Genomic DNA, 21,887 nt, shown 5'->3' on the forward strand with positions numbered 1-21,887 from the left:
AATTATCTGATTATCTATTTTAAAGAGCGTCACCGCACTCATTATGCGGCTGAGGTCGTGTATAATACAGAGTATTTTTATCCATGCAACTCTTTTTTAAACAAAAAACCACCACATCGAATAATGTAATGGTTTTTTTTCAAAAACTACCGCAGTCCGATTATTTTATTTCAAGCGCCTGCGCTTCAATTCTCGCTTTCCATTCTGCTGGGCCCGTAATATGCACAGACGTACCAGCAGTATCAACAGCAACCGTTACAGGCATATCAACAACATCAAATTCATATATTGCCTCCATCCCCAATTCTGGAAAAGCAACAACATCCGCTTTTTTAATCGCTTTGGAAACCAAGTAAGCCGCACCACCTACCGCCATAAGATAAACCGCACCAAATTCCTTAATAGCTTCAATAGCAACAGGGCCACGCTCAGATTTACCAATCATGCCAAGCAACCCCGTTTTATCAAGGATCGTTCTGGTGAACTTATCCATTCGAGTCGCGGTAGTTGGGCCCGCCGGACCGACAGCCTCATCTCTTACAGGGTCAACAGGCCCTACGTAATAAATAAAGCGCCCTTTCAGATCGACTGGGAGTTCTTCCCCATTCGCCATCATCTCAACCATTTTCTTATGGGCCGCATCACGACCTGTCAACATTTTGCCATTCAGCAAAATCGTTTCACCAGGCTGCCACTCTTTTACCTGCTCAGGCGTAATAGTGTTTAAGTCAACTCGACGCACACTTTCACCCACTTCCCAAGTGATTTCTGGCCAGTCATCCAACGAAGGCGGCACAAGATCAGCAGGGCCAGAACCATCAAGCACGAAATGCGCATGGCGTGTAGCCGCACAGTTTGGAATCATTGCAACGGGCAAAGAAGCCGCATGGGTTGGGTAATCCATGATTTTCACATCAAGAACCGTTGTCAAACCACCAAGCCCTTGCGCACCAATACCCAAATTGTTAACCGCCTCAAAAATAGCAAGACGAAGCTCTTCCACACGAGTCTGTGGACCACGAGCCTTCAATTCGTGAATATCAATTGGCTCCATTAGAGATTCTTTCGCCATCACCATGGCTTTCTCTGCGGTACCACCGATGCCGATACCAAGCATTCCTGGAGGACACCAGCCCGCCCCCATAGTAGGAACTGTCTTCTTAACCCATTCAACGATATCATCAGAAGGATTCAGCATAGCCAGTTTAGACTTATTTTCAGAACCACCACCTTTCGCAGCAACATGAACCTCTACTGTATCACCAGGCACTACCTCCATATGAATCACGGCAGGCGTGTTGTCTTTGGTGTTTTTACGAGCACCCGCAGGATCAGCAAGAATAGACGCACGCAATACATTATCAGGATGAAGATAAGCACGGCGCACACCTTCATTAATCATATCAGTGACACTTCTAGTACTTTCCCACTGAACATTCATACCAATCTTGACAAACACGGTAACAATCCCCGTATCCTGACAAATCGGACGCTTGCCTTCCGCACACATGCGAGAATTAATAAGAATTTGCGCCATAGAATCTTTTGCAGCCTTACTTTCCTCTCGTTCGTAGGCTTCATGTACGGCTTTTACAAAATCCAGAGGATGGTAGTAAGAGATAAACTGCAATGCGTCAGCGACGCTATCGATCAGATCATCTTCTTTGATAATGCTCATGCTTCTCTCCTGCTGAGTATTACGATTGAATCGAAAATGAAATGGTAAAAGATGCGGACCTGCAAAGAAAGCATTAAGGTGGGTTTTAAAGCTATATACCCCTCATCAATTGCATGAATGAGGGGTATATAGTTAAGAAATTAAGAGCATACCGCTATATACGCATCAGCGGTTCGCTTTTTGCTCTCTATCAGACTTAGGTTTTTGCACAGAGTGCTGAATGTACTCTTCTAAAATTTGGGCCGTGAATTTTTCACGCTCAGGCAAAGAGGCAATGCGCTCCGCCTCCCAATTAATTAAACGAATAAAAACAGAATACTTTTTAATAAACCCATAACCAATGTCTCTTACGCCTATACCATTGGTTTCCATTAGATAAATAACTTGCTCTAGATTTTTCTGAGCCTCGAATTGCCCACCCTCACTTGCTGCAACAAGCAAGCGCTGAATGTGCTGAATCGGATTTTCTGACGCACGAGACTCTTTCTTAGCTTGGCTAGAAGTTAAAAACTTGTCTAACATTTCTTCCGTATGCGCCTCTCTTGCATGCACATCAGAAATACTGGCGGACTCACGCTCCAGCAATCGAATAAATAAACTCTTATTTTTTATATCTGAAAACTCTAGATCTTTAAGAGACAGACCATTCTCCGACATAATATCAATCACTTTTTCATAGGATGCCGAGGCTTCAGCACCAACCGAAACAGCCAAGGCAAGATGACGACGCAGCTCATGCATAATTTTCGCCGCTCTGTAGTCTTCTTTACGCTGCAAATGTTGCTTAAAGGATTCTTTGTTCTTTGTCAGTGCATGACTAATAGCGTCGTACCCTTGAACCGCTTCCTGCTCTTCTCGCAGACGCTCCATACGAACTTTAGTACAGCTATTTTCCCATGCCTCGTAAGATTTGGCTCTTGCTTGAAAAGCACGCTCAATAGCTTCTTCAAAACTCTGTTCAATACGAGCTCGCTCGGAGCGCTCTTGAATCTCATTTTGCTCATGCTCATAACGCTTCTTCTTTTTGAGCTGCAAATTCTCTTGAGCCAAAAGAAGCTGCTTATTTAGCGCCTCTATGTCCGCTTGAACTTTAAGCTCATCAAAATCGACAAGCTTTTCATAGACATTAGACCAGTAACTATCCTCAACAAAGGGGACACTTGGATTACTGGTCGCATATTGTGTTTTTAGCGTTTCAGTAAATTCATATCCATCGGGACGGAAGGCTCTCGTCGCATTAATAACATTGTCACTAGACGTATAGCTTGTTGTGCTATCTTGTCCACTATCACTTACAACAGACTGAGCTGCCATTTCCACACCATCCAACCTATTTTCAGGCACAACATCATCGACATCAACACTTTCAACACTTTCAACAGTAGAAGACTCTTTAAAAGCCTCATCCGACTCTTGATAACCAGATAGATCTATATCATCCAAAATAGTACGCGCTGATTCATACGCCCTACTGGCATCACTATTTTTTTCACTGAAACGACGCTGATAAACCGAACCTTCAGATGCAGGTTTGACCGGATTGTCTTTTTGATGACGTGGCGCAGCACCACCCCAACTTACACGATAAAGCATGGAACGATCACACAATTGCAAGATAGGTAGCTCTTTTTGAGCAACCTGATACTGCCTAATTAAAGATTCTGCATGGCGCAGAGCCATGACAGATTCACTTGAATTAGTGGAAGTAGCTAAATTTAACAATTTAACAACTTTTTGTATGGCCTTCTTCCTTTTGCTGATGCTCATAAAACATGCGTTCCAAGTTGGCTAATTATCACCCAGTATAGATTATAAATTCAGAAGCTTATCTAATAATACAGCTCTGCGTCATTGCTCGGCAAAGTTAAGTCATCACTTAACAATGAATGAACCTTTTGCAATATCTCAGCCAAGTTTTGCTTTTCATAAGGAATAGCGGCTAATTTACCCCAAACCGGACCGGGCCAACAAGGATCTGCCTTGTAACGTACGATATGATGCACGTGCAGCTGAGGCACTTGATTACCAATGGCGGCAATATTTAGCTTAGTCGCCGAAAAAGCATCATGAAGCACTTCCGCTAAAAGGCAACTTTCTGCCATTAGCTGTTGACGATCTGCTTCTACTAATTGATATATTTCAGTAATATCATTTCTCTGTGGCACCAGTATAAACCAAGGAAACTGAGCATCATTAATCAGACGAAGCTGACACAGTGAAAAGTGCCCAACAAGGATGGAATCACGACTCAATACTGGATCTAACTCAAACATCTTTACATCTTCCTATTTACAAAAACGGCTTTCATAAGCACTATAGCACCCTATTTTCTAAAACTCTCAGAGACTTGGAGCCCGCATGACTGATATGCAGTGTGCAATAGATGCACAAGCAAAATTAGCCGAATGTCCTCGTTGGGACGAACGTACTCAAACGCTCTATTTTGTCGATATAGATTCTTTCATACTATACGCTTATGACACAAAATCCAAAAGCCTAGTACATCGTAAATTTGATGAAGAAATAGGCTGTTTCGCTTTAGACGAACAAGATGGTTTTATTGCCGCCTTCCGCTCTGGTGTTTACACATTCGAACAATTCAATGCCGCTTTAAAACCCTATTGGCCTGCCTCTTACGATCAAAAAACCACGCGTTTTAACGATGGACGCTGCGACGCAAAAGGACGCTTTTTAGCGGGTACAATGTACTCACCTAAGGATGCATTTAAAGGCGCTTTACATCAATTTAGCCAAGGAAAAGATGTTCTTATAGACCAAGCTGCGTGGACATCAAACGGTTTAGCCTTCTCACCCGATAACACCATCATGTATTACTCCGATACGCCAAACCATGTGGTGTACCAGTTCGATTATGATGTAGAAAGCGGTGTGGCAACCAATAAACGCGTATTCATCCAGTTTCCACATGGCAATGGTCGTCCTGATGGCGCCGCAGTAGACAGCGAAGGCAACTATTGGTCTGCTCTTTATCAAGGTCAACGCGTTGTTAAAATCAGCCCTCAAGGCAAAATTTTGGAAGAATATCCGGTTCCAGCCACCTACCCAACCATGGTTGCTTTTGGTGGACCCGATATGAAAACGCTATTTGTGAGCACTTGCCGTGGGGCACAAACTGAAGATGAACTAAAACAATTCCCCCATGCTGGCGGAATTTTTGCCCTTAAAACCAATGTAAAAGGTCAAATTGAGCCTCGCTTCGCTGGCTAAAACACTTAGCGTTATGATTCCGCTTTATATTTTGCAATCTTACATTAATCACTCAACCTTAAAGTACAAAGATTATTATGCGTGCAAGCAATTATTTATTCTCTACATTACGCGATGCCCCTACTGATGCCGTCGTCACCAGCCACCAGCTAATGATTCGCGCAGGCATGATTCGTCAAGTGTCAAAAGGCTTATACACTTGGCTGCCGACAGGATTAAAAGTTTTTCGCAAAGTCGAAAACATTGTTCGTGACGAAATGGAGAAAGCCGGCTCACTTGAAGTCATCATGCCTGGCGTTCAACCCGCAGAACTATGGCAAGAAACAGGACGCTGGCAGAAGTATGGCCCAGAACTTCTTCGCCTACAGGATCGCCATGGTCGCGACTATTGCCTTGGACCAACCCATGAAGAAGTGATTACTGAACTTGCGCGTAATGAATTGACCAGTTATAAACAACTGCCAATCAACTTCTTTCAGATACAAACCAAATTTCGTGACGAAGTTCGCCCTCGCTTTGGCGTAATGCGTTCCCGCGAGTTTTGCATGAAAGACGCCTATTCGTTTCACGTTGGTGCTGAATCGCTACAAGAAACCTATGACGTAATGCATCAAGCCTACTGCAACGTGTTTGATCGTATCGGGCTGGATTATCGCCCTGTGCGCGCAGACACAGGCAGTATCGGTGGCGCTTACTCACATGAATTTCATGTACTGGCTGACTCCGGTGAAGATGACATTGCGTTCAGCGATTCATCCGATTTTGCCGCCAACATTGAGCTTGCTGAAGCCATCTGCTTAAAAGAAAAAGCCGACGCCCCCACACAAGACATACAAGAAGTATTCACGCCTGACTGCAAAACCATTCAAAAAGTGGCTGAATTCTTGAAACTCGATGTCACCAGCACGGTAAAAACCATGCTAGTAAAAGCCCTTGATGAAGACAATGAGCCCACCATAGCAGCCCTTGTGCTTCGTGGCGACCATAACATCAACGAAATCAAAGTCGAGAAATTATCTGGCATCGTTTCTCCATTTGAATTTGCGGATGAAGCAGACATCATCGCCAAGATTGGCTGCGCTCCAGGTTCAATTGGACCAAAAGGCTTAGCGGAAAAAGGCGTTCGTGTCATTGCAGATCGTTCAGCAGCCGTTATGTCAGACTTCTGCGCTGGCGCAAACAAAGACGATTATCACTTTACCGGCTTGAACTGGGAACGTGATTGCGCGGCATTTGAGATTGCCGACATCCGCAACGTCGTTGAAGGCGACCCATCTCCAGACGGACAAGGCACTATCGTCATTAAACGCGGCATCGAAGTAGGCCACATCTTCCAGCTTGGTCAGCAATACGCAGAAGCACTAAAAGCTACGGTTCTAGATGAAAACGGCAAAGCACAAATCATGCACATGGGCTGTTATGGCATTGGCGTTTCTCGCATTGTTGCGGCCGCAATCGAACAAAACTTCGACGAAAAAGGCATTTTGTGGCCGGAAAGCATTGCACCATTCGATATCGCCATTGTTGCAATGAACTATGACAAGTCTGAAGCCGTCCGCACTGAATGTGACCGCTTGTATGCTGAACTCAAAGCAAAAGGTTTAGACGTATTATTAGACGATCGCAAAGAGCGCCCAGGTGTTAAATTCGCAGACTGCGAACTACTCGGCATTCCACATCGATTGGTCGTTGGTGACAAAGGGCTAGAAAAAGGCACATTGGAATACAGATACCGCAAAGCAAGTGACAACGAAGACATCGCCATTGCTGACGCAATCGAGTTTATTCTAAGCAAAAAATAAAACGATCAAGCCTAACGAAAGCAATCACTTCCGTTAGGCTTTTCCATCTCTATAGAAATATCCCATCGTAAAAAAGGGGCAAACATGACCACCATTTACCACAACCCTCGCTGCTCAAAATCCCGCCAAACCTTAGAACTTCTAGCAAAACATAACATCCAACCTGAGATTCGCTTATATTTACAAGACACCCCCAGTGTTGAAGAAATCAAAACACTATTGACACAGCTTGCGATAACACCGTTAGAGCTCATGCGCACCAAAGAATCCACTTTCAAAGAGCTTAATCTAGACAAAGATTCAACAGACGAAGAGTGTATAGAAGCCCTGCATACCCACCCAATTTTAATAGAACGCCCCATCGTCATACACAACAACAAAGCAAAAATTGGCCGCCCACCGGAAAGCGTTTTGGCTTTGTTTGAGTAAGTGAAAGTAACTAAATAGGAATCATTGAATGACTCAGCCACCTTACGTCTTGATTTTATTTTATAGCCGACACGGCTCAATTGCAGAAATGGCAAAACACATCGCCCGAGGCGTCAATAAAGTCAATGGCATGGAAGCAAAAATACGCCAAGTACCAGAAGTGTCTGACATTACGACGATCGCTTCACCAGCACTGCCTGATGAAGGCGCTCCTTACTGCACACTGGAAGAGCTGGCCAGCTGTTCCGGACTGGCTATAGGCTCACCATCTTATTTTGGCAGCATGGCAGCACCACTTAAGCACTTTATCGACCAGACATCGACATTATGGTTAACTGGAAGATTAATAGACAAGCCTGCTTGCGGCTTTACAAGCGCCAGCACCATGCATGGCGGCCAAGAACAGTGCATCCATAGCATGATGACCCCCTTACTTCATCATGGCATGGTTTGGCTCGGCCTCCCCTATAAAAACAAAGAGCTGATTAGCACAACAGCTGGCGGCACGCCTTACGGCGCCAGCCATCTTGCCAACAGCACGCATGAGACAACACTAACCGATGATGAAAAAGCACTGTGCGAAGCACAAGGAAAGCGCATCGCAGAGATGGCAATAAAGCTACAAAAATAAACATCTGACGCACCAGCAAAGACAAAAAAGCCGCCATTCGAACATTCGCGGCGGCTTTTTGATTTTCTTTCAAACAAGAAACTTACATCAATGTCGTGGCAGCTCAATATCTTTAAACAGCAGCTCAACATCTTGTCGATTGCCCGCCGCCATTGCCGCCATAACCAAATCCTTTGTAAGATGGGGCGCAAATGACTCAATAAACTTATACATATAACCTCGAATAAACGTGCTACTGCGAATGCCTATCTTGGTACAACTGTCCGCAAAAAGATGAGAGGCATCAAGAGCAACCAAATCCGTGTCCTGCACATCGTCATGCGCCATTGACGCAACAATCCCCACCCCAAGACCTAATCGAACGTATGTTTTTATAACATCAGAGTCAGCAGCGGTAAAAACAACGTTAGGCTGCAAATCCGCGTCCTGGAAAGCCTGATCTAATTGTGAACGCCCAGTAAAACCAAAGACATAAGTCACAATTGGATACTCAGCCAAGGCTTGCAAAGTAAGCTTTTTAACTTGCGCCAAAGGATGCCCTTTTGGCACAACCACAGAACGATTCCAAGTATAACAAGGCAGCATGACCAAGTTTCCAAACAGCTCCAACGCCTCTGTTGCAATCGCAAAATCCACCACGCCATCGTTTGCCATTTCGGCAATCTGCATCGGTGTACCTTGATGCATATGCAAACTCACATCAGGATACCCTTCAATAAACTGATTAATAACCTTGGGCAGTGCATACCGCGCTTGCGTATGAGTCGTTGCAATATCAAGAGAACCTTTGCGCTCATCACTAAATTCTTTTGCAACACGTTTAATATTTTGCGTCTGACTCAAAACCTCTCCGGCCAAAGCAATAATTTTTTCACCCGCTGGCGTAATATGTGTCAAGTGCTTTCCACTCCTCGCAAACACCTCAACACCCAGCTCATCCTCTAAAAGACGAATCTGTTTGCTAACGCCAGGCTGTGACGTGTATAAACTTTGCGCCGTCGCTGAAACATTTAAGTCATGACGCGCCACTTCCCATATGTACCTAAGCTGTTGTAACTTCATCGCGAGCCTTATTCGAAAAAGAGTTAAAAACATAATAAAATATTACTTTATAGAATAGTAAAAAACCTCTAGTGTTGCCAGCTTAAATAACCTCAATATGGCGTTCTAATGGATTTTCTTTGGTACATTTGCGCAGGTGCGGCCGTTGGATTGGCAGTCGGCATTACCGGCGTTGGCGGCGGCTCACTTATGACGCCACTTTTATTAATGTTCGGCTTTCCGCCTCATATCGCCATTGGCACAGACCTAATGTATGCCGGTATAGCGAAAAGCACTGGCGTCGTGATGCATGCAAAACGCGGCAATGTGAACTGGAAAATCGTTTTCGCCATGGCAGCAGGAAGCATCCCCGCCTCTTTTATCACCGTCTGGGCACTGTCTCAATTTGAAAAGCCAGACCATTACCAAGAAATCTTAACCAGTACGCTGGGAGTCATGCTGCTTCTAACCGCTATTGTCATCTTATTTAGAGCCAAGCTTACAAATGCATTAAGCGTCAATATAGCTGAGCACAATAGTACAAAGATTGTGTTTGTCTGTGGCTTTATTTTAGGCGTCCTTGTCACACTGACGTCAGTTGGCGCTGGCGCCTTAGGAACGGCCATTATGATGATATTATTTCCCGCCATGAGGGCAAGAAACATTGTCGGCACTGATCTTGCTCATGCCGTCCCCCTCACCCTAGTTGCAGGCACGGGGCATATTTTTTTAGGGAATGTTGACTACACATTGCTGGCGGCCCTTTTGATCGGCTCCATACCAACAATATACATAGGAACACGTATCGCCAGCCATGTGCCAAACCATGTACTACAACCTTTGCTAGCAACAGCTTTACTCTCTTTTGGGGTGAAGTATCTTTTCTTCTAAAAAGTCAAAAAATCGCGGCTAAGCGGTTCATTCAAAGAGAAAAACACGATATTGTAAGCAGCTATAACTAAAAGCAAAAAAGCAGGAAACCCCGCAATGAGTAACAAACGTCTTGAAGACTTAAATATTGCCTCTTTTACCCCGCTGGTAACACCGAGTCAATTGAAGAAAGAGCTGCCAGTAAGCGAAAATATCAGCAGCCACGTAGCCCAATCACGTGACATCATCAAAAATATTATGGATGGTAAAGACCATCGCCTAGCGATCGTTATTGGACCATGCTCTATTCACGACCCACAAGCTGCACTCGATTATGCTACACGCCTAAAAGGGCTGGCCGAAAAACTGGATGATACTCTCTACATCATCATGCGCGCTTATTTTGAAAAACCACGCACAACCGTTGGCTGGAAAGGTTTGATAAACGACCCTAATCTAGATGGCACTTTTGATATCAACAAAGGCATTCGCATTGGCCGTAAGCTATTAATCGATTTAGCTGAACTTGGCCTACCTCTTGCCACTGAAGCCCTAGACCCTATCTCACCACAGTACATTCAAGACCTAATTAGCTGGTCTGCTATTGGCGCTCGGACCACTGAGTCGCAAACACACCGAGAAATGGCATCTGGCTTGTCTGGCCCAGTTGGCTTTAAAAACGGCACTGATGGCGGCCTGACGGTAGCGATTAATGCCATGCAATCTGTTTCTCACCCGCACTCTTTCTTGGGTATCAACGAAGAAGGCCAAGTTACAGTTGTCAACACAAAAGGCAATGATTACGGTCACATTGTACTTCGTGGCGGCGGCGGCAAACCTAACTACGAAGCAAAATTTGTTGTCGAAGCTGAGCAGGAATTAGCAAAAGCCAATCTCAAAGTGAACATCATGGTGGACACGTCTCACGAGAACTCCAGCAAAAAGCCTGAGCGTCAAATAACGGTTGCAGAAGATTCAACTCAACAGATCATTAATGGAAACCAATCCATTATGGGATTAATGATAGAAAGCAACATTGGCTGGGGCAATCAAAAAGTACCTGCTAACCTAAGCGATCTAGAATACGGTGTGTCTATTACAGACGCCTGCATTGATTGGGAAACCACTGAAAAAGCACTGACCGAGATGGCAAACGCTTTGCGTGATGTATTACCCAAACGCCAGCGCGGATAAATATTAGAAAAACATCTAACAAAAAAGGGGCACCTCAATTAAGAGATGCCCCTTTTTTTACATAACGCTTTCTTCGGTAAAGAAATTTACATGAACGCGTTATCAGTGACAGTATGATCCGTTGAATCTTTTACTGCAGTCAAGCCTGGCACCTTCTCCATCAAGGTTTTTTCCACACCTTCTTTAAGAGTAAGATCCACCGCACTACAGCCTTGGCAACCACCGCCAAATTTCAATACAGCAATTTTGCCATCAATCACTTCAAGCAGACTCACTTCACCACCATGAGCCGCCAAACCTGGATTGATATCGGAATAGAGCACGTAATTAATCTGATCTTCTATCGGACTGTCTGACGTAACTTTCGGCATTTTAGCATTAGGCGCCTTAATCGTTAACTGACCACCCATTTTTTCTGTGGCGTAATCGACAAAAGCTTCATCCAAAAAGTTGACTGAATTTTTTTCAATATATACTTTTAACTTTGGCAGATTCAAAATTTCATCTGTCTCATTCACTTCATCTGGACGGCAATAAGCAAGGCATGTTTCAGCATAAGGCGTACCCGGCTGCTGAATGAAAATTCGCACAGCAATACCTTCAACGCCTTGTTTTTCTAGTAACGAGGAAAGATATTCTTGGGCACCATCAGTAATTGTAATATTCATAATAACCCTTTCAAAATCTACATAACGATCAATGCACACTATATTACAGGAGAAGAAGCGCAAAGCCAAAGACCAAGTAAAAAAGTAGGGTATTTTTCCTCTTTCTATTCGCGGCTTTTTCTCATCATAAGATTCTTAATAAGGCTTATTAGGAAAACCCCTAAAGATATAGATAAATATTCATTTTTAGAATAAAGGATATTTGCTAACATGGGTCAACTTACATTTATCAACCACGGTTCATTTCACTATGTATCAGTACGACGCCATTGACCAACAGCTTGTTGAAGAGCGTGTAGCACAATTCCGCGACCAGACACGCCGCTATTTAAACAAAGAATTGAGCGATCAAGAATTCTTACCATTGAGACTGCAAAATGGTCTTTATGTGCAACGCTACGCCCCTATGCTACGCATTGCGATTCCATATGGAATGCTATCCAGCGCGCAGTTAAGAAAACTGGCCGATATTAGCTGTCGCTATGACAGATCATATGGTCATTTTAGTACGCGTCAAAACCTGCAACTGAACTGGCCAAAGATAGAAGATGTGCCGGATATTTTGGCAGAACTGGCACAAGTGCAAATGCACGCTGTTCAAACAAGCGGTAACTGCATTCGTAATACAACGACTGACCAGTACGCAGGCGTCATCTCTGATGAAATCGTTGACCCACGCCCATACTGCGAACTGATTCGTCAATGGTCTACTTTTCACCCAGAATTTGCCTTTTTGCCACGTAAATTCAAGATCGCTGTCAACGCCACCGAATCCGCGGATCGCGCAGCGACACAAGTGCATGACATTGGCTTACATATTAAGAAAAATGACGCTGGCGAAATCGGCTTTAAAGTCATCGTTGGTGGCGGTTTAGGCCGTACACCTATGGTTGGCGTTACCATCAGTGAATTCATTCCACGAATGGACCTATTGACGTATCTTGATGCCATTATTCGCGTCTACAACCAACAAGGCCGTCGTGACAACAAATACAAGGCTCGTATCAAAATATTGGTCAAAGCCCTTGGCATTGAAGAGTTCCGCAACCGTGTTGAAGCAGAATGGCAACATTTACGCGGTAAAGAAAGCACAGTTCCAATGAGTGAATTCGAACGCTTACAAAGCTTTTTTAGCGAACCAAACTACAATGCATTGGAAAACAATCCTGCAAGTTTGACCAGCAAACTAGCAGACAGTGCCGGCTTTGCTCGTTGGTTCGAACGCAATACATTCGAACACAAAAAAGCGGGTTACCGCATAGTAACACTGACACTGAAAAAAGCAGGTCAAGCACCAGGCGATGCAACTGCCGAGCAAATGCACAAAGCGGCTGATCTTGCCGATCGATTCAGTTTTGGCGAACTGCGCGTGAGCCATGAACAAAATCTTGTTCTAGCAGATGTCCGCCAAGACCAATTAGTAGAACTTTGGGATGCCGCCAAAGAGGCAGGTTTTGCGACCCCAACGCTTGGCCTATTAACCGACATGATTTGCTGCCCAGGCGGTGATTTCTGCGCCCTAGCAAACGCTAAATCAATCCCCATTGCCGCTCAAATCCAAGAAACATTCAATGATCTAGACTACCTATACGACCTAGGCAATATTGACCTGAACATTTCTGGCTGTATGAACGCATGTGGTCACCACCATGTCGGCAACATAGGCATCTTGGGGGTAGATAAAAAAGGCGAGGAGTTTTATCAAATTTCTATCGGAGGCGCATCTGGCCACGACGCAAGCATAGGCAAAATCTTAGGCCCCTCCTTTGCTCAAGAAGAAATCAGTAGTGTTATTCAGAAGCTGATGAATGTTTACGTCGAAAACCGCTATGAAGATGAACGTTTCATCGACACTTATCGCCGCGTTGGCATCACACCATTTAAAGAGGCCGCTTATGCCAAAGCTAATTAAAAACGGTGAAATCATCGAAAACCAATACCACTGGCTACAAGAGGCGGAACAAGAAGTAACCGCAACCAGTATTGTTGCCGCGCAAAAGTGGCTAACGGAAAAAGATACAATGACCGGTATCGCAGGCATTTGGCTTGAAGCCGGTGACGGGGTTGAGTTTCTAGAGGGCGTTGACTTAACCCAATTTGATGTTATTGGCGTACATTTTCCAGCCTTTACCGATGGAAGAGGCTTCAGTTATGCACGCCTTCTCAGAGAAAGATTGAACTACCAAGGCGAAATCAGAGCACTTGGCAACTTCATACCTGACCAATTGGGCTATCTTTTACGAGTCGGATTTAACAGCTTTCAATTTAATGAAAGCGTCGATTTAGAAAAAGCGCTTCTTTTGCATAAGTCCTTCTCGATCGCGTATCAGGGTGATGTTTCGGAACCAAGACCGCTGTTTCTACGCCGTTAACCATACTTTTTACAATTAAAACCACAGAAAAGGCCATTACGATGGCCTTTTCTATTGCGTAATGATCACCTCATGATTATCGTACTAATTAGATAAAGTGATTGATTGTTAAAGGAACTTAACGTGTCTAAAAAACGCATTACAGGCCTAATTGTTGGCCTACTACTTTCTGCCACTGCGCACTCAGCGACAGTGTACATCTCCGACATCCAATTTGTCGCCATTAGAGAAGGACTTGATAACAACACAAGAGCGGTAGAAAGAGGCTTAAAAAGCGGTACACCACTCGAGGTATTAGAACAAAGCGAAGGCTACACTAAGGTTCGCACCCCCAGCGGCAACGAAGGCTGGGTGGCTGATTATTTTCTGAGTGACAACATCATTACGAGAGATCAGCTGGACGCAATGCAGACTGAGCTCGACAAAAGTGCGGCTAGCCGTGAAGAGATAGCAAAATCGCTCAACTTGAGCCAAGGCAAAATCCAAGAACTCAACAACCTCAATAATACCCTAAAAGAAGAAAACAACGCTCTTAAGCAACAATTGCAAGAAGCGGTAAACTTAACGAAAAAAGCACAAGTCATTGTTTCCCAAAATAACGACGCAAGTTATCAACTAGAAAGTCTAAAACAACAAGCAGACGCCGCCATCGCCCAATCGGAAAAACTGCAAGATACAACCCAGCAACAATGGTTTATTATTGGTGCGGCCACACTGTTTGGCGGTTTATTACTGGGCACTTTATTGCCCATGCTAAGACGTAAAAAGAACAGTTCTGGCTCTTGGGGCTGATCAAAATAATGGCATAGAGGTACCGATTGATTGTTCTTAGTTTTTCAAATTAACTAAAACAAGCGTCGTTGCCTCTGGTGCTTAACCCAAAAAAACCAAACACCTTCACCCTAAACCTCTCTCCTTGTACTTTCGCACTCAGAGCAAACAGACTGTTTGTTATCGGACAAACCACTATTACCCCACCCTCTCAATCATGCCCTTGATGTTTTCATACACAGCCAGTCTTAACCAAACGAAGCTAGAATGACAATGAGATCGATTAACCACTTTTGACATAAAGAACAAAAGGGGCCGAGATAAGAGCTTTTAGAAACATTTTCATCACAATTCCATCATCTTACTATTCATTTCTAAAATGCTTTTATCTTACCCTTCCTTTAAACACATAAAATATAATAGAATAGCGCGAAATACCTGACTACAAAGCAAAAAGTCTTGTATACTAACGCGCAAATTTCGTCCTCACTTATTTAGAGTAATGTAATGGCTGACTTATCAAAATACAGAAACATCGGTATTTTTGCTCACGTTGACGCGGGCAAAACCACCACCACAGAACGTATTCTTAAACTTACCGGTATGATCCACAAAATCGGTGAAGTTCACGAGGGTGAATCTACTACTGACTTCATGGAACAAGAAGCGGAGCGCGGTATTACCATCCAGTCTGCGGCTGTTAGTTGTTTTTGGAAAGATCACCGCTTTAACGTTATCGACACACCTGGACACGTTGACTTCACAGTAGAAGTATACCGTTCCCTAAAAGTTCTTGATGGTGGTATCGGTGTATTCTGTGGTTCTGGTGGTGTTGAACCACAATCAGAAACAAACTGGCGTTACGCGAACGATTCAGAAGTTTCACGTCTGATTTTCGTTAACAAACTAGACCGTCTTGGCGCTAACTTCTTCCGTGTAACAGAACAAGTTAAAAAAGTACTAGGCGCGACACCACTAATCATGGTTCTACCTATTGGTACTGAAGACCAATTCTCAGGTGTTGTTGATCTGCTAACTCGCAAAGCGTACATCTGGGACGAATCTGGCCAACCAGAAAACTACAGCGTTGAAGACATTCCAGCTGACATGGAAGAGATTGTTGAAGAATACCGTGAAAAGCTAATCGAAACTGCGGTTGAGCAAGACGATGACGTGATGATGGCTTACATGGACGGCGAAGAGCCTTCTATTGAAGACCTAAAACGCTGCATCCGTATCGGTACTCGTGATCTAGCATTCTTCCCAACATACTGTGGTTCTGCTTTTAAAAACAAAGGCATGCAACTTCTTCTAGATGCGGTTGTTGACTACCTACCAAGCCCAACTGAAGTAGAGCCTCAAGATCTTACTGACGAAGAAGGTAACCCAACTGGTGCGAAAGCGATTGTTGATGCTAAAGAGCCTCTTAAAGCCCTTGCATTCAAAATCATGGACGACCGTTTCGGTGCTCTTACTTTCGTACGTATCTACTCAGGCGTATTGAACAAAGGCGACACCATTCTTAACAGCTTCACGGGCAAAACTGAACGTGTAGGTCGCATGGTGGAAATGCAAGCAAACGATCGTAACGAAATCAGCACGGCGCAAGCGGGCGACATCATTGCTATCGTAGGCATGAAGAACGTTCAAACTGGTCACACTCTATGTGATCCAAAACACCCTTGTACACTTGAAGCGATGGTTTTCCCTGAGCCAGTAATTTCTATCTCTGTTACACCAAAAGACAAAGGTGGTAACGAGAAGATGGGTATTGCTATCGGTAAAATGGTTGCAGAAGATCCAACTTTCCGCGTTGAAACGGATCAAGATTCTGGCGAAACTATCCTTAAAGGCATGGGCGAGCTTCACCTAGACATCAAAGTAGATATCTTAAAACGTACTTACGGTGTAGATCTAATCGTTGGTCAACCACAGGTTGCTTACCGCGAAACGATCACTAAATCGATTGAAGATACTTACACGCACAAGAAACAATCTGGTGGTTCTGGTCAATTCGGTAAGATCGACTACCGCATCAAACCAGGTGAAGTGGGTTCTGGCTTCAAGTTCACTTCTACCGTTGTTGGTGGTAACGTACCAAAAGAATTCTTCCCTGCGGTTGAAAAAGGCTTCAAGTCTATGATGAACCAAGGCGTTCTAGCAGGCTTCCCTGTACTAGACGTTGAAGTTGAATTGTTTGACGGTGGCTTCCACGCGGTTGACTCTTCTGCGATTGCCTTCGAAATCGCAGCAAAAGGTGCATTCCGTCAATCTGTGCCAAAAGCTGGCCCACAATTGATCGAACCAATCATGAAAGTTGACGTGTTCACTCCAGATGACCACGTTGGTGACGTAATCGGTGACCTTAACCGTCGTCGCGGCATGATCAAAGACCAAGAGAAAGGCCTAACAGGCGTTCGCATCAAAGCGGAAGTACCTCTTTCTGAAATGTTTGGTTACATCAGTACTCTACGTACAATGACATCTGGTCGTGGTCAGTTCTCTATGGAGTTCTCTCACTACCTACCATGTCCTTCTAACGTAGCTGAAACAGTTATCGCTGCTGTTAAAGAAAAGAAAGAAAGAGAAAAGAACTAATCACTCGTTTTTATTAGTTTCTAAAAAAACCCGATACACTTGTGTATCGGGTTTTTTATTGCTAAAAATAAAGACGAGATAACACTTAGCCAGCCACCTCATTTTAAAGAAATAAAAAAAGCGCCGAAGCGCTTTTTAAGTTCATTCCAACTCGCTAGTCTAGCAACTAAAAAGGCACTGGATATTCTTTAAAGACGGCCATAATATCTTTGAGCGCCTCTTCAGATAGCACCATATCAAATGCGGCCATATCTTCTTTAAGCTGCTCCAATGAGGTCGCACCAATGATAGTTGAACTCACCCCATCCACCTGATCACACCAAGCAAGAGCAAGCTGAGCCGCTGTAAAGCCATGTTTCTTAGCAACTTCAATATAGGCACTCACCGCCTTATCCACCAAAGGGGTATCACGGAAAATCCCATTGCGCTGCGAATATGTCCAACGACTCCCTTCAGGACGAGCACCACCAAGATATTTCCCCGTTAAAGCACCAGCTGCTAAAGGCGACCAAGGCAAATACGCCACATCCTCGTGCACACAGTTTTCGATCAAATAAGGCCAGTCTTTTGTATGCAATAAACTAAACTCATTTTGAATAGAAGCAACTCGAGGCAAATCATGCTTTTCACTCAGACGAATGAACTCATTAATCCCCCAAGTGGTGTCATCAGACAAACCAAAATGACGAATTTTGCCCGCTTTAATACAAGCATCAAGCCCTTGCAAAATATCCAACATCTGAGCAGAGTGATCTTCACGATCAACATCGGTAAAACTGATAACACCAGGAAAATGCTTAGCAAAGTGAGGAGTAGAACGATTTGGCCAATGAAGCTGATAAAGGTCAATATAATCTGTTTGCAAACGCTTTAAAGAAGCATCAACCGCTTCAATAACTGTCTTACCAGAGATATTGCTACCGTTACGTACGTATTTCATACCAGGACCAGCAATCTTCGTAGCAAGCACAAACTCTTTACGACGAGATGGGTTGCGAGAGAGCCAATTCCCTATGATGGTTTCCGTTTTACCGTAAGACTCTGGCGTTGGCGGAACAGAATACATCTCAGCCGTATCAATAAAATTCACACCATTTGCTAACGCATATTCAATCTGTACATCCGCATCGGCTTGGTTGTTTTGCGTCCCCCAAGTCATAGTACCCAAGCAAACACGAGAAACTTCTAAGCCAGTTCGGCCGAGTGGAACGTATTTCATTCTCTCAATCCTTCAAATCCAAGTGACACATACAAGATGCAAAAAGATAAACCAAAGAGACAATGTAATAAAAAAACCGCTCACTCGCCAGTTTTATCAATGAAAACAATAAGGAGACACAACATCACCAATACGCCACTTCACCTAAACGCCTTATGCTCAATGATTAAGCAATGGCTCATAGCGCTTATCCGTTAGCGTTTTTAGAAACGCAACAATGGCATCCACACGCTGATCAGGTAATGCCGGACCTTTTTCGAGATTGACCAAATCAATATTTTCAGCCACCTCAGGTTCCGCCCAAGGCTCCCCCGTCTCCGGATTCACAGTACGCTTTGGGTTGTTATACTTATCGTAAAAAAGCACCACAGTACGGAGGTCTTTAAACACACCGTTATGCATATAAGGCCCCGTTACAGCAACGTTACGTAAAGACGGCACTTTGAACTTACCCGCTTGCTTAGGGTCATCTATGGACGGATTATCCAATAAACCAAGATCTTTCTTATTACCATTATGAGCCATCAAATCTGGGTTGGCCGGGACACCAATATTGCGATACTCATAATTACTAAAGGTTTCTTGCGCATTAAGCGGTGACGTACTCAACTGATGGCAAGCATTACAATTTGTAAACTGCTGAGAGAAAAACAGCGTTTTCCCTAACTCCTCTTGCGGCGTCAATTTCTCTTCGCCACGTAAAGCACGATCATATTTTGAATCAAATGGCATAAACAAAGACGTTTTCTCAAACGTAGCGATGGCGTTCGTAATGGCTACGTAGCCTTGTTCGGCATCGTCTAAAATACCTTGACCATAAAGCGTATTAAACAAGTCGACGTAACGCGCGTTCTCTTTTACGCGCGCAACAACAGAGGCACCATCGGGAAGCGCCATTTCTAAGGGATTCACAAAAGGCCCTTCGGCTTGTTGAGCCAAGCCAGAGGCTCGACCATCCAAAAATTGCCCGCCACGATATTCACCATTAGGCAGGCGATAAAAAGCAGGGGCAAAAGCCGCGTAACCGGCGGTTGGCGTATTTCGCCCGCCTATTGAATGCCCATCACTTCCCAACGAAACAGCACCAAACAAGGCATCCTGTCTTTTATCAACAAATGCATTGGCAATGTCATGACACGTGCCACAAGACTGATTACGGTTTTTTGACAAATTTGTGTCAAAGAACAACTGCGAACCAAGCAGTGCTTTCGGATCTGAAAGAGAAACAGGAAGTTCATCAGAAGATTGCCCAACTTTAGACACATTCACCACTTGTTTAGGCTCACTACAAGCAGAAAGGCACACCACAACAGCTATCACACTAAGACAAGAACGCAGCATTAAATTTTGCTCAAGTAGGAAAACGAATAACCTAGATAATACACCGACGCAAAATATCAGTAAAACAATGACAATGATTCTTAATTCATTTTACATAAAAAAGCACCTAACACGACCTATATCAAGATCTTGTTAAGTGCTTTTAATAGCGACCCGTAAGCTAAGACTAATTTTGCTCAGGCAAAGTCACATTCAACTCCAACACAGAACAATCATCTGTATTATCGAGCTGTATCTGCACATCTTCATTACCGATATTCACATACTTACGAATCACATCAATGATTTCCTGTTGCATCTGCGGCAAATAATCCGGCTGATGGCGTTTACTACGCTCATGAGCCACAATAATCTGCAGTCTATCTTTAGCAACAGACGCGGAGCTAGGCGCACTTTTACTTTTAAAATAGTCAAAAATTCCCACTCTAACCCCCTAATAATCGTTTGATGAAGCCCTTTTTCTGGACCTCTAAGAAGCGCAACGGGCGCTCTTCACCCATCAAGCGATCAACCGCATCCATGTAAGCAAGACCCGCCTCGGATTCGGTATCCAAAATAACAGGCGTTCCTTGGTTTGATGCCTTTAAAACCGCCTCGGATTCTGGAATGACCCCAAGTAATGGAATCGCTAAAATGTCTTCAACGTCCGATACGCTTAACATCTCCCCCAAAGCAACGCGCCCTGGATGATAGCGAGTCAAAAGAAGGTGCTCCTCTATCGGCTCTCTTCCTTCCTCTGCGCGCTTTGATTTACTCTGCAGAATCCCCAAGATACGATCTGAGTCACGTACAGAGGAAACCTCAGGATTGGTGACCACAATGGCAGCATCGGCAAAATACAAAGCCATTTGAGCACCCTTCTCAATTCCTGCTGGGGAATCACAAATGATATACTCAAACTCTTTTGCTAGCTCTTCAAGAACGCCTTGAACACCTTCAACAGTCAACGCATCTTTGTCACGAGTCTGAGACGCTGGCAAAATAAACAAATCTTTAGTACGTTTATCTTTAATCAACGCCTGAGACAATGTTGCTTCTTTGTTGATGACATTAACAAAGTCATAAACAACTCGACGCTCGCAGCCCATAATCAAATCTAAATTACGCAAGCCCACATCAAAATCAATGATAACCGTTTTATGCCCTTTTAACGCAATACCAGTCCCAATAGCAGCACTGGATGTCGTCTTGCCGACGCCACCCTTGCCTGAGGTGACTACTATAATTTTTGCCAATGCCTTATCCCCCGACAAACCCAAAAGAGGCTTATCTAACTAATTAAATGAATAGTAAATCTTAAAGCGGTACGATTTCTAAGCTATCGTCAACTAATAACACTTGCGCGCTGTCTTTCCAAACGATATTTCGCAGCGCATCGCTCAACATAAAATTACCCGCAATAGAAACCAACTCCGCTTCCATGCTTCTACAAAAAATTCTTGCGTCTACATCACCCTTAACACCCGCCAAAGCTCGGCCTCGCAGGGCACCATAAACATGAATATTGCCATCGGCTAGGACTTCTGCCCCCGCACTCACCTGATTCAAAATAATCAAGTCTCCTTCGGCATAAACTTGCTGACCAGAACGAATCGGCTTGGTAATCACTTTTGTTGCTTGAGGCACTAAACGCTCTTCAACCACCGTTTTCACCACCACATCTGGACTTGCGTTTTCTTTGTCCACCGGTGACGTATTAATCGATCTCGCTTTACTTGCAGGCAAAAGCGGGATAGTCACAGAAGCCTTCCATACTGGCAACGCCTCTGGATCACAACGCCAGCCTATAACACCAAGACCGAGTGCACTGACCGACTGAATCAAGAGTTCAAATTCGTCTATCGTAATGCCGCGCTTCATTTTTGAAATATCAATAATGATCGGCGCTTGATTAAAAAAATGCGGAACCTGATCAATCTTTTCTTTTAAATGAAACACAATGTCATCTAATGAAAAAGTCTGAATCTCCAGCAAAATCGTCGTAACGACACTCCCTTTAAGTCGGAAGCCTGAGTCTGTCATGCAAACTGTCCTTTTTTAATACC

General features: G+C 44.1%; 20 protein-coding genes. 10 read left to right on the plus strand and 10 right to left on the minus strand.

Annotation, left to right across the window (positions count from 1 at the left end):
- Positions 1 to 160: 160 nt before the first annotated feature.
- The 3 genes from DKT73_RS12620 to DKT73_RS12630 form a co-directional block, all read right to left on the minus strand.
- Positions 161 to 1,678, minus strand: coding sequence for a fumarate hydratase (locus DKT73_RS12620; RefSeq protein ID WP_111638917.1), 1,518 nt, complete (start codon positions 1,676 to 1,678; stop codon positions 161 to 163).
- Positions 1,679 to 1,843: 165 nt separating this feature from the next.
- Positions 1,844 to 3,445 carry a DUF2786 domain-containing protein gene (locus DKT73_RS12625; protein WP_111638918.1) on the minus strand — a complete coding sequence of 534 codons (1,602 nt, stop codon included), beginning with the start codon at positions 3,443 to 3,445 and terminating at the stop codon, positions 1,844 to 1,846.
- A 62-nt stretch (positions 3,446 to 3,507) separates the two neighbouring features.
- Entirely contained in the window at positions 3,508 to 3,951 is a 444-nt protein-coding gene (locus DKT73_RS12630; RefSeq protein ID WP_111638919.1) for an HIT domain-containing protein, read from the minus strand.
- A gap of 85 nt (positions 3,952 to 4,036) precedes the next feature.
- Between DKT73_RS12630 and DKT73_RS12635 the strand changes: the two genes are divergently transcribed.
- From DKT73_RS12635 to wrbA, 4 genes are all read left to right on the plus strand, one after another.
- A complete protein-coding gene (locus tag DKT73_RS12635) occupies positions 4,037 to 4,906 on the plus strand; it encodes an SMP-30/gluconolactonase/LRE family protein (RefSeq protein WP_111638920.1) in 870 nt (289 codons plus the stop codon).
- A gap of 77 nt (positions 4,907 to 4,983) precedes the next feature.
- Positions 4,984 to 6,708 carry a proline--tRNA ligase gene (locus tag DKT73_RS12640; protein ID WP_111638921.1) on the plus strand — a complete coding sequence of 575 codons (1,725 nt, stop codon included), beginning with the start codon at positions 4,984 to 4,986 and terminating at the stop codon, positions 6,706 to 6,708.
- Positions 6,709 to 6,792: 84 nt separating this feature from the next.
- Positions 6,793 to 7,137 (plus strand): arsenate reductase (glutaredoxin), encoded by a 345-nt coding sequence (arsC, locus tag DKT73_RS12645; RefSeq protein WP_111638922.1) that lies wholly within the window; start codon positions 6,793 to 6,795, stop codon positions 7,135 to 7,137.
- A gap of 28 nt (positions 7,138 to 7,165) precedes the next feature.
- Entirely contained in the window at positions 7,166 to 7,768 is a 603-nt protein-coding gene (wrbA, locus tag DKT73_RS12650) for an NAD(P)H:quinone oxidoreductase (protein WP_111638923.1), read from the plus strand.
- 87 nt (positions 7,769 to 7,855) lie between these two features.
- Here wrbA and cysB read toward each other — a convergent pair whose 3' ends face one another.
- On the minus strand, positions 7,856 to 8,830 hold the full coding sequence (gene cysB, locus DKT73_RS12655) for an HTH-type transcriptional regulator CysB (protein ID WP_111638924.1): 975 nt from the start codon (positions 8,828 to 8,830) through the stop codon (positions 7,856 to 7,858).
- A 108-nt stretch (positions 8,831 to 8,938) separates the two neighbouring features.
- Here cysB and DKT73_RS12660 point away from each other — a divergent pair, with 108 nt between their 5' ends.
- Together DKT73_RS12660 and DKT73_RS12665 are read left to right on the plus strand one after the other, a co-directional pair.
- Positions 8,939 to 9,700 carry a sulfite exporter TauE/SafE family protein gene (locus DKT73_RS12660; RefSeq protein ID WP_111638925.1) on the plus strand — a complete coding sequence of 254 codons (762 nt, stop codon included), beginning with the start codon at positions 8,939 to 8,941 and terminating at the stop codon, positions 9,698 to 9,700.
- 96 nt (positions 9,701 to 9,796) lie between these two features.
- Entirely contained in the window at positions 9,797 to 10,873 is a 1,077-nt protein-coding gene (locus tag DKT73_RS12665; RefSeq protein ID WP_111638926.1) for a 3-deoxy-7-phosphoheptulonate synthase, read from the plus strand.
- Between the two features lie 86 nt (positions 10,874 to 10,959).
- Here DKT73_RS12665 and nfuA read toward each other — a convergent pair whose 3' ends face one another.
- Positions 10,960 to 11,541 (minus strand): Fe-S biogenesis protein NfuA, encoded by a 582-nt coding sequence (nfuA, locus tag DKT73_RS12670; RefSeq protein WP_111638927.1) that lies wholly within the window; start codon positions 11,539 to 11,541, stop codon positions 10,960 to 10,962.
- 250 nt (positions 11,542 to 11,791) lie between these two features.
- On the opposite strand from nfuA, the gene DKT73_RS12675 reads away from it, so the two are divergent.
- The 4 genes from DKT73_RS12675 to fusA all read left to right on the plus strand — a co-directional run bounded on the left by DKT73_RS12675 (position 11,792) and on the right by fusA (position 17,282).
- On the plus strand, positions 11,792 to 13,453 hold the full coding sequence (locus DKT73_RS12675; protein ID WP_111638928.1) for a nitrite/sulfite reductase: 1,662 nt from the start codon (positions 11,792 to 11,794) through the stop codon (positions 13,451 to 13,453).
- Entirely contained in the window at positions 13,437 to 13,913 is a 477-nt protein-coding gene (locus DKT73_RS12680; RefSeq protein WP_111638929.1) for a DUF934 domain-containing protein, read from the plus strand. Before DKT73_RS12675 ends, DKT73_RS12680 begins: the two co-directional genes overlap by 17 nt.
- Before the next feature lie 123 nt (positions 13,914 to 14,036).
- Complete coding sequence (locus DKT73_RS12685; RefSeq protein WP_111638930.1) at positions 14,037 to 14,705, plus strand: TIGR04211 family SH3 domain-containing protein; 669 nt, start codon at positions 14,037 to 14,039, stop codon at positions 14,703 to 14,705.
- A 486-nt stretch (positions 14,706 to 15,191) separates the two neighbouring features.
- The gene (fusA, locus tag DKT73_RS12690) at positions 15,192 to 17,282 is read left to right on the plus strand and encodes an elongation factor G (RefSeq protein WP_111638931.1); all 2,091 of its coding nucleotides are present in this window, start codon (positions 15,192 to 15,194) and stop codon (positions 17,280 to 17,282) included.
- Between the two features lie 166 nt (positions 17,283 to 17,448).
- Here fusA and DKT73_RS12695 read toward each other — a convergent pair whose 3' ends face one another.
- The 5 genes from DKT73_RS12695 to minC form a co-directional block, all read right to left on the minus strand.
- On the minus strand, positions 17,449 to 18,501 hold the full coding sequence (locus DKT73_RS12695) for an aldo/keto reductase (protein WP_111638932.1): 1,053 nt from the start codon (positions 18,499 to 18,501) through the stop codon (positions 17,449 to 17,451).
- Between the two features lie 159 nt (positions 18,502 to 18,660).
- Positions 18,661 to 19,842: a cytochrome-c peroxidase gene (locus tag DKT73_RS12700; RefSeq protein WP_111638933.1), complete on the minus strand. Its 1,182-nt coding sequence runs from the start codon at positions 19,840 to 19,842 to the stop codon at positions 18,661 to 18,663.
- Positions 19,843 to 20,008: 166 nt separating this feature from the next.
- On the minus strand, positions 20,009 to 20,266 hold the full coding sequence (minE, locus tag DKT73_RS12705; protein ID WP_111638934.1) for a cell division topological specificity factor MinE: 258 nt from the start codon (positions 20,264 to 20,266) through the stop codon (positions 20,009 to 20,011).
- Between the two features lies 1 nt (position 20,267).
- Positions 20,268 to 21,077, minus strand: a complete 810-nt coding sequence (gene minD / locus DKT73_RS12710; protein WP_111639028.1) for a septum site-determining protein MinD — start codon at positions 21,075 to 21,077, stop codon at positions 20,268 to 20,270.
- A gap of 61 nt (positions 21,078 to 21,138) precedes the next feature.
- Positions 21,139 to 21,864 (minus strand): septum site-determining protein MinC, encoded by a 726-nt coding sequence (minC, locus tag DKT73_RS12715; protein WP_111638935.1) that lies wholly within the window; start codon positions 21,862 to 21,864, stop codon positions 21,139 to 21,141.
- Between the last annotated feature and the right edge of the window lie 23 nt (positions 21,865 to 21,887).

This window comes from Marinomonas shanghaiensis, assembly GCF_003259175.1.
Lineage (GTDB): Bacteria > Pseudomonadota > Gammaproteobacteria > Pseudomonadales > Marinomonadaceae > Marinomonas > Marinomonas shanghaiensis.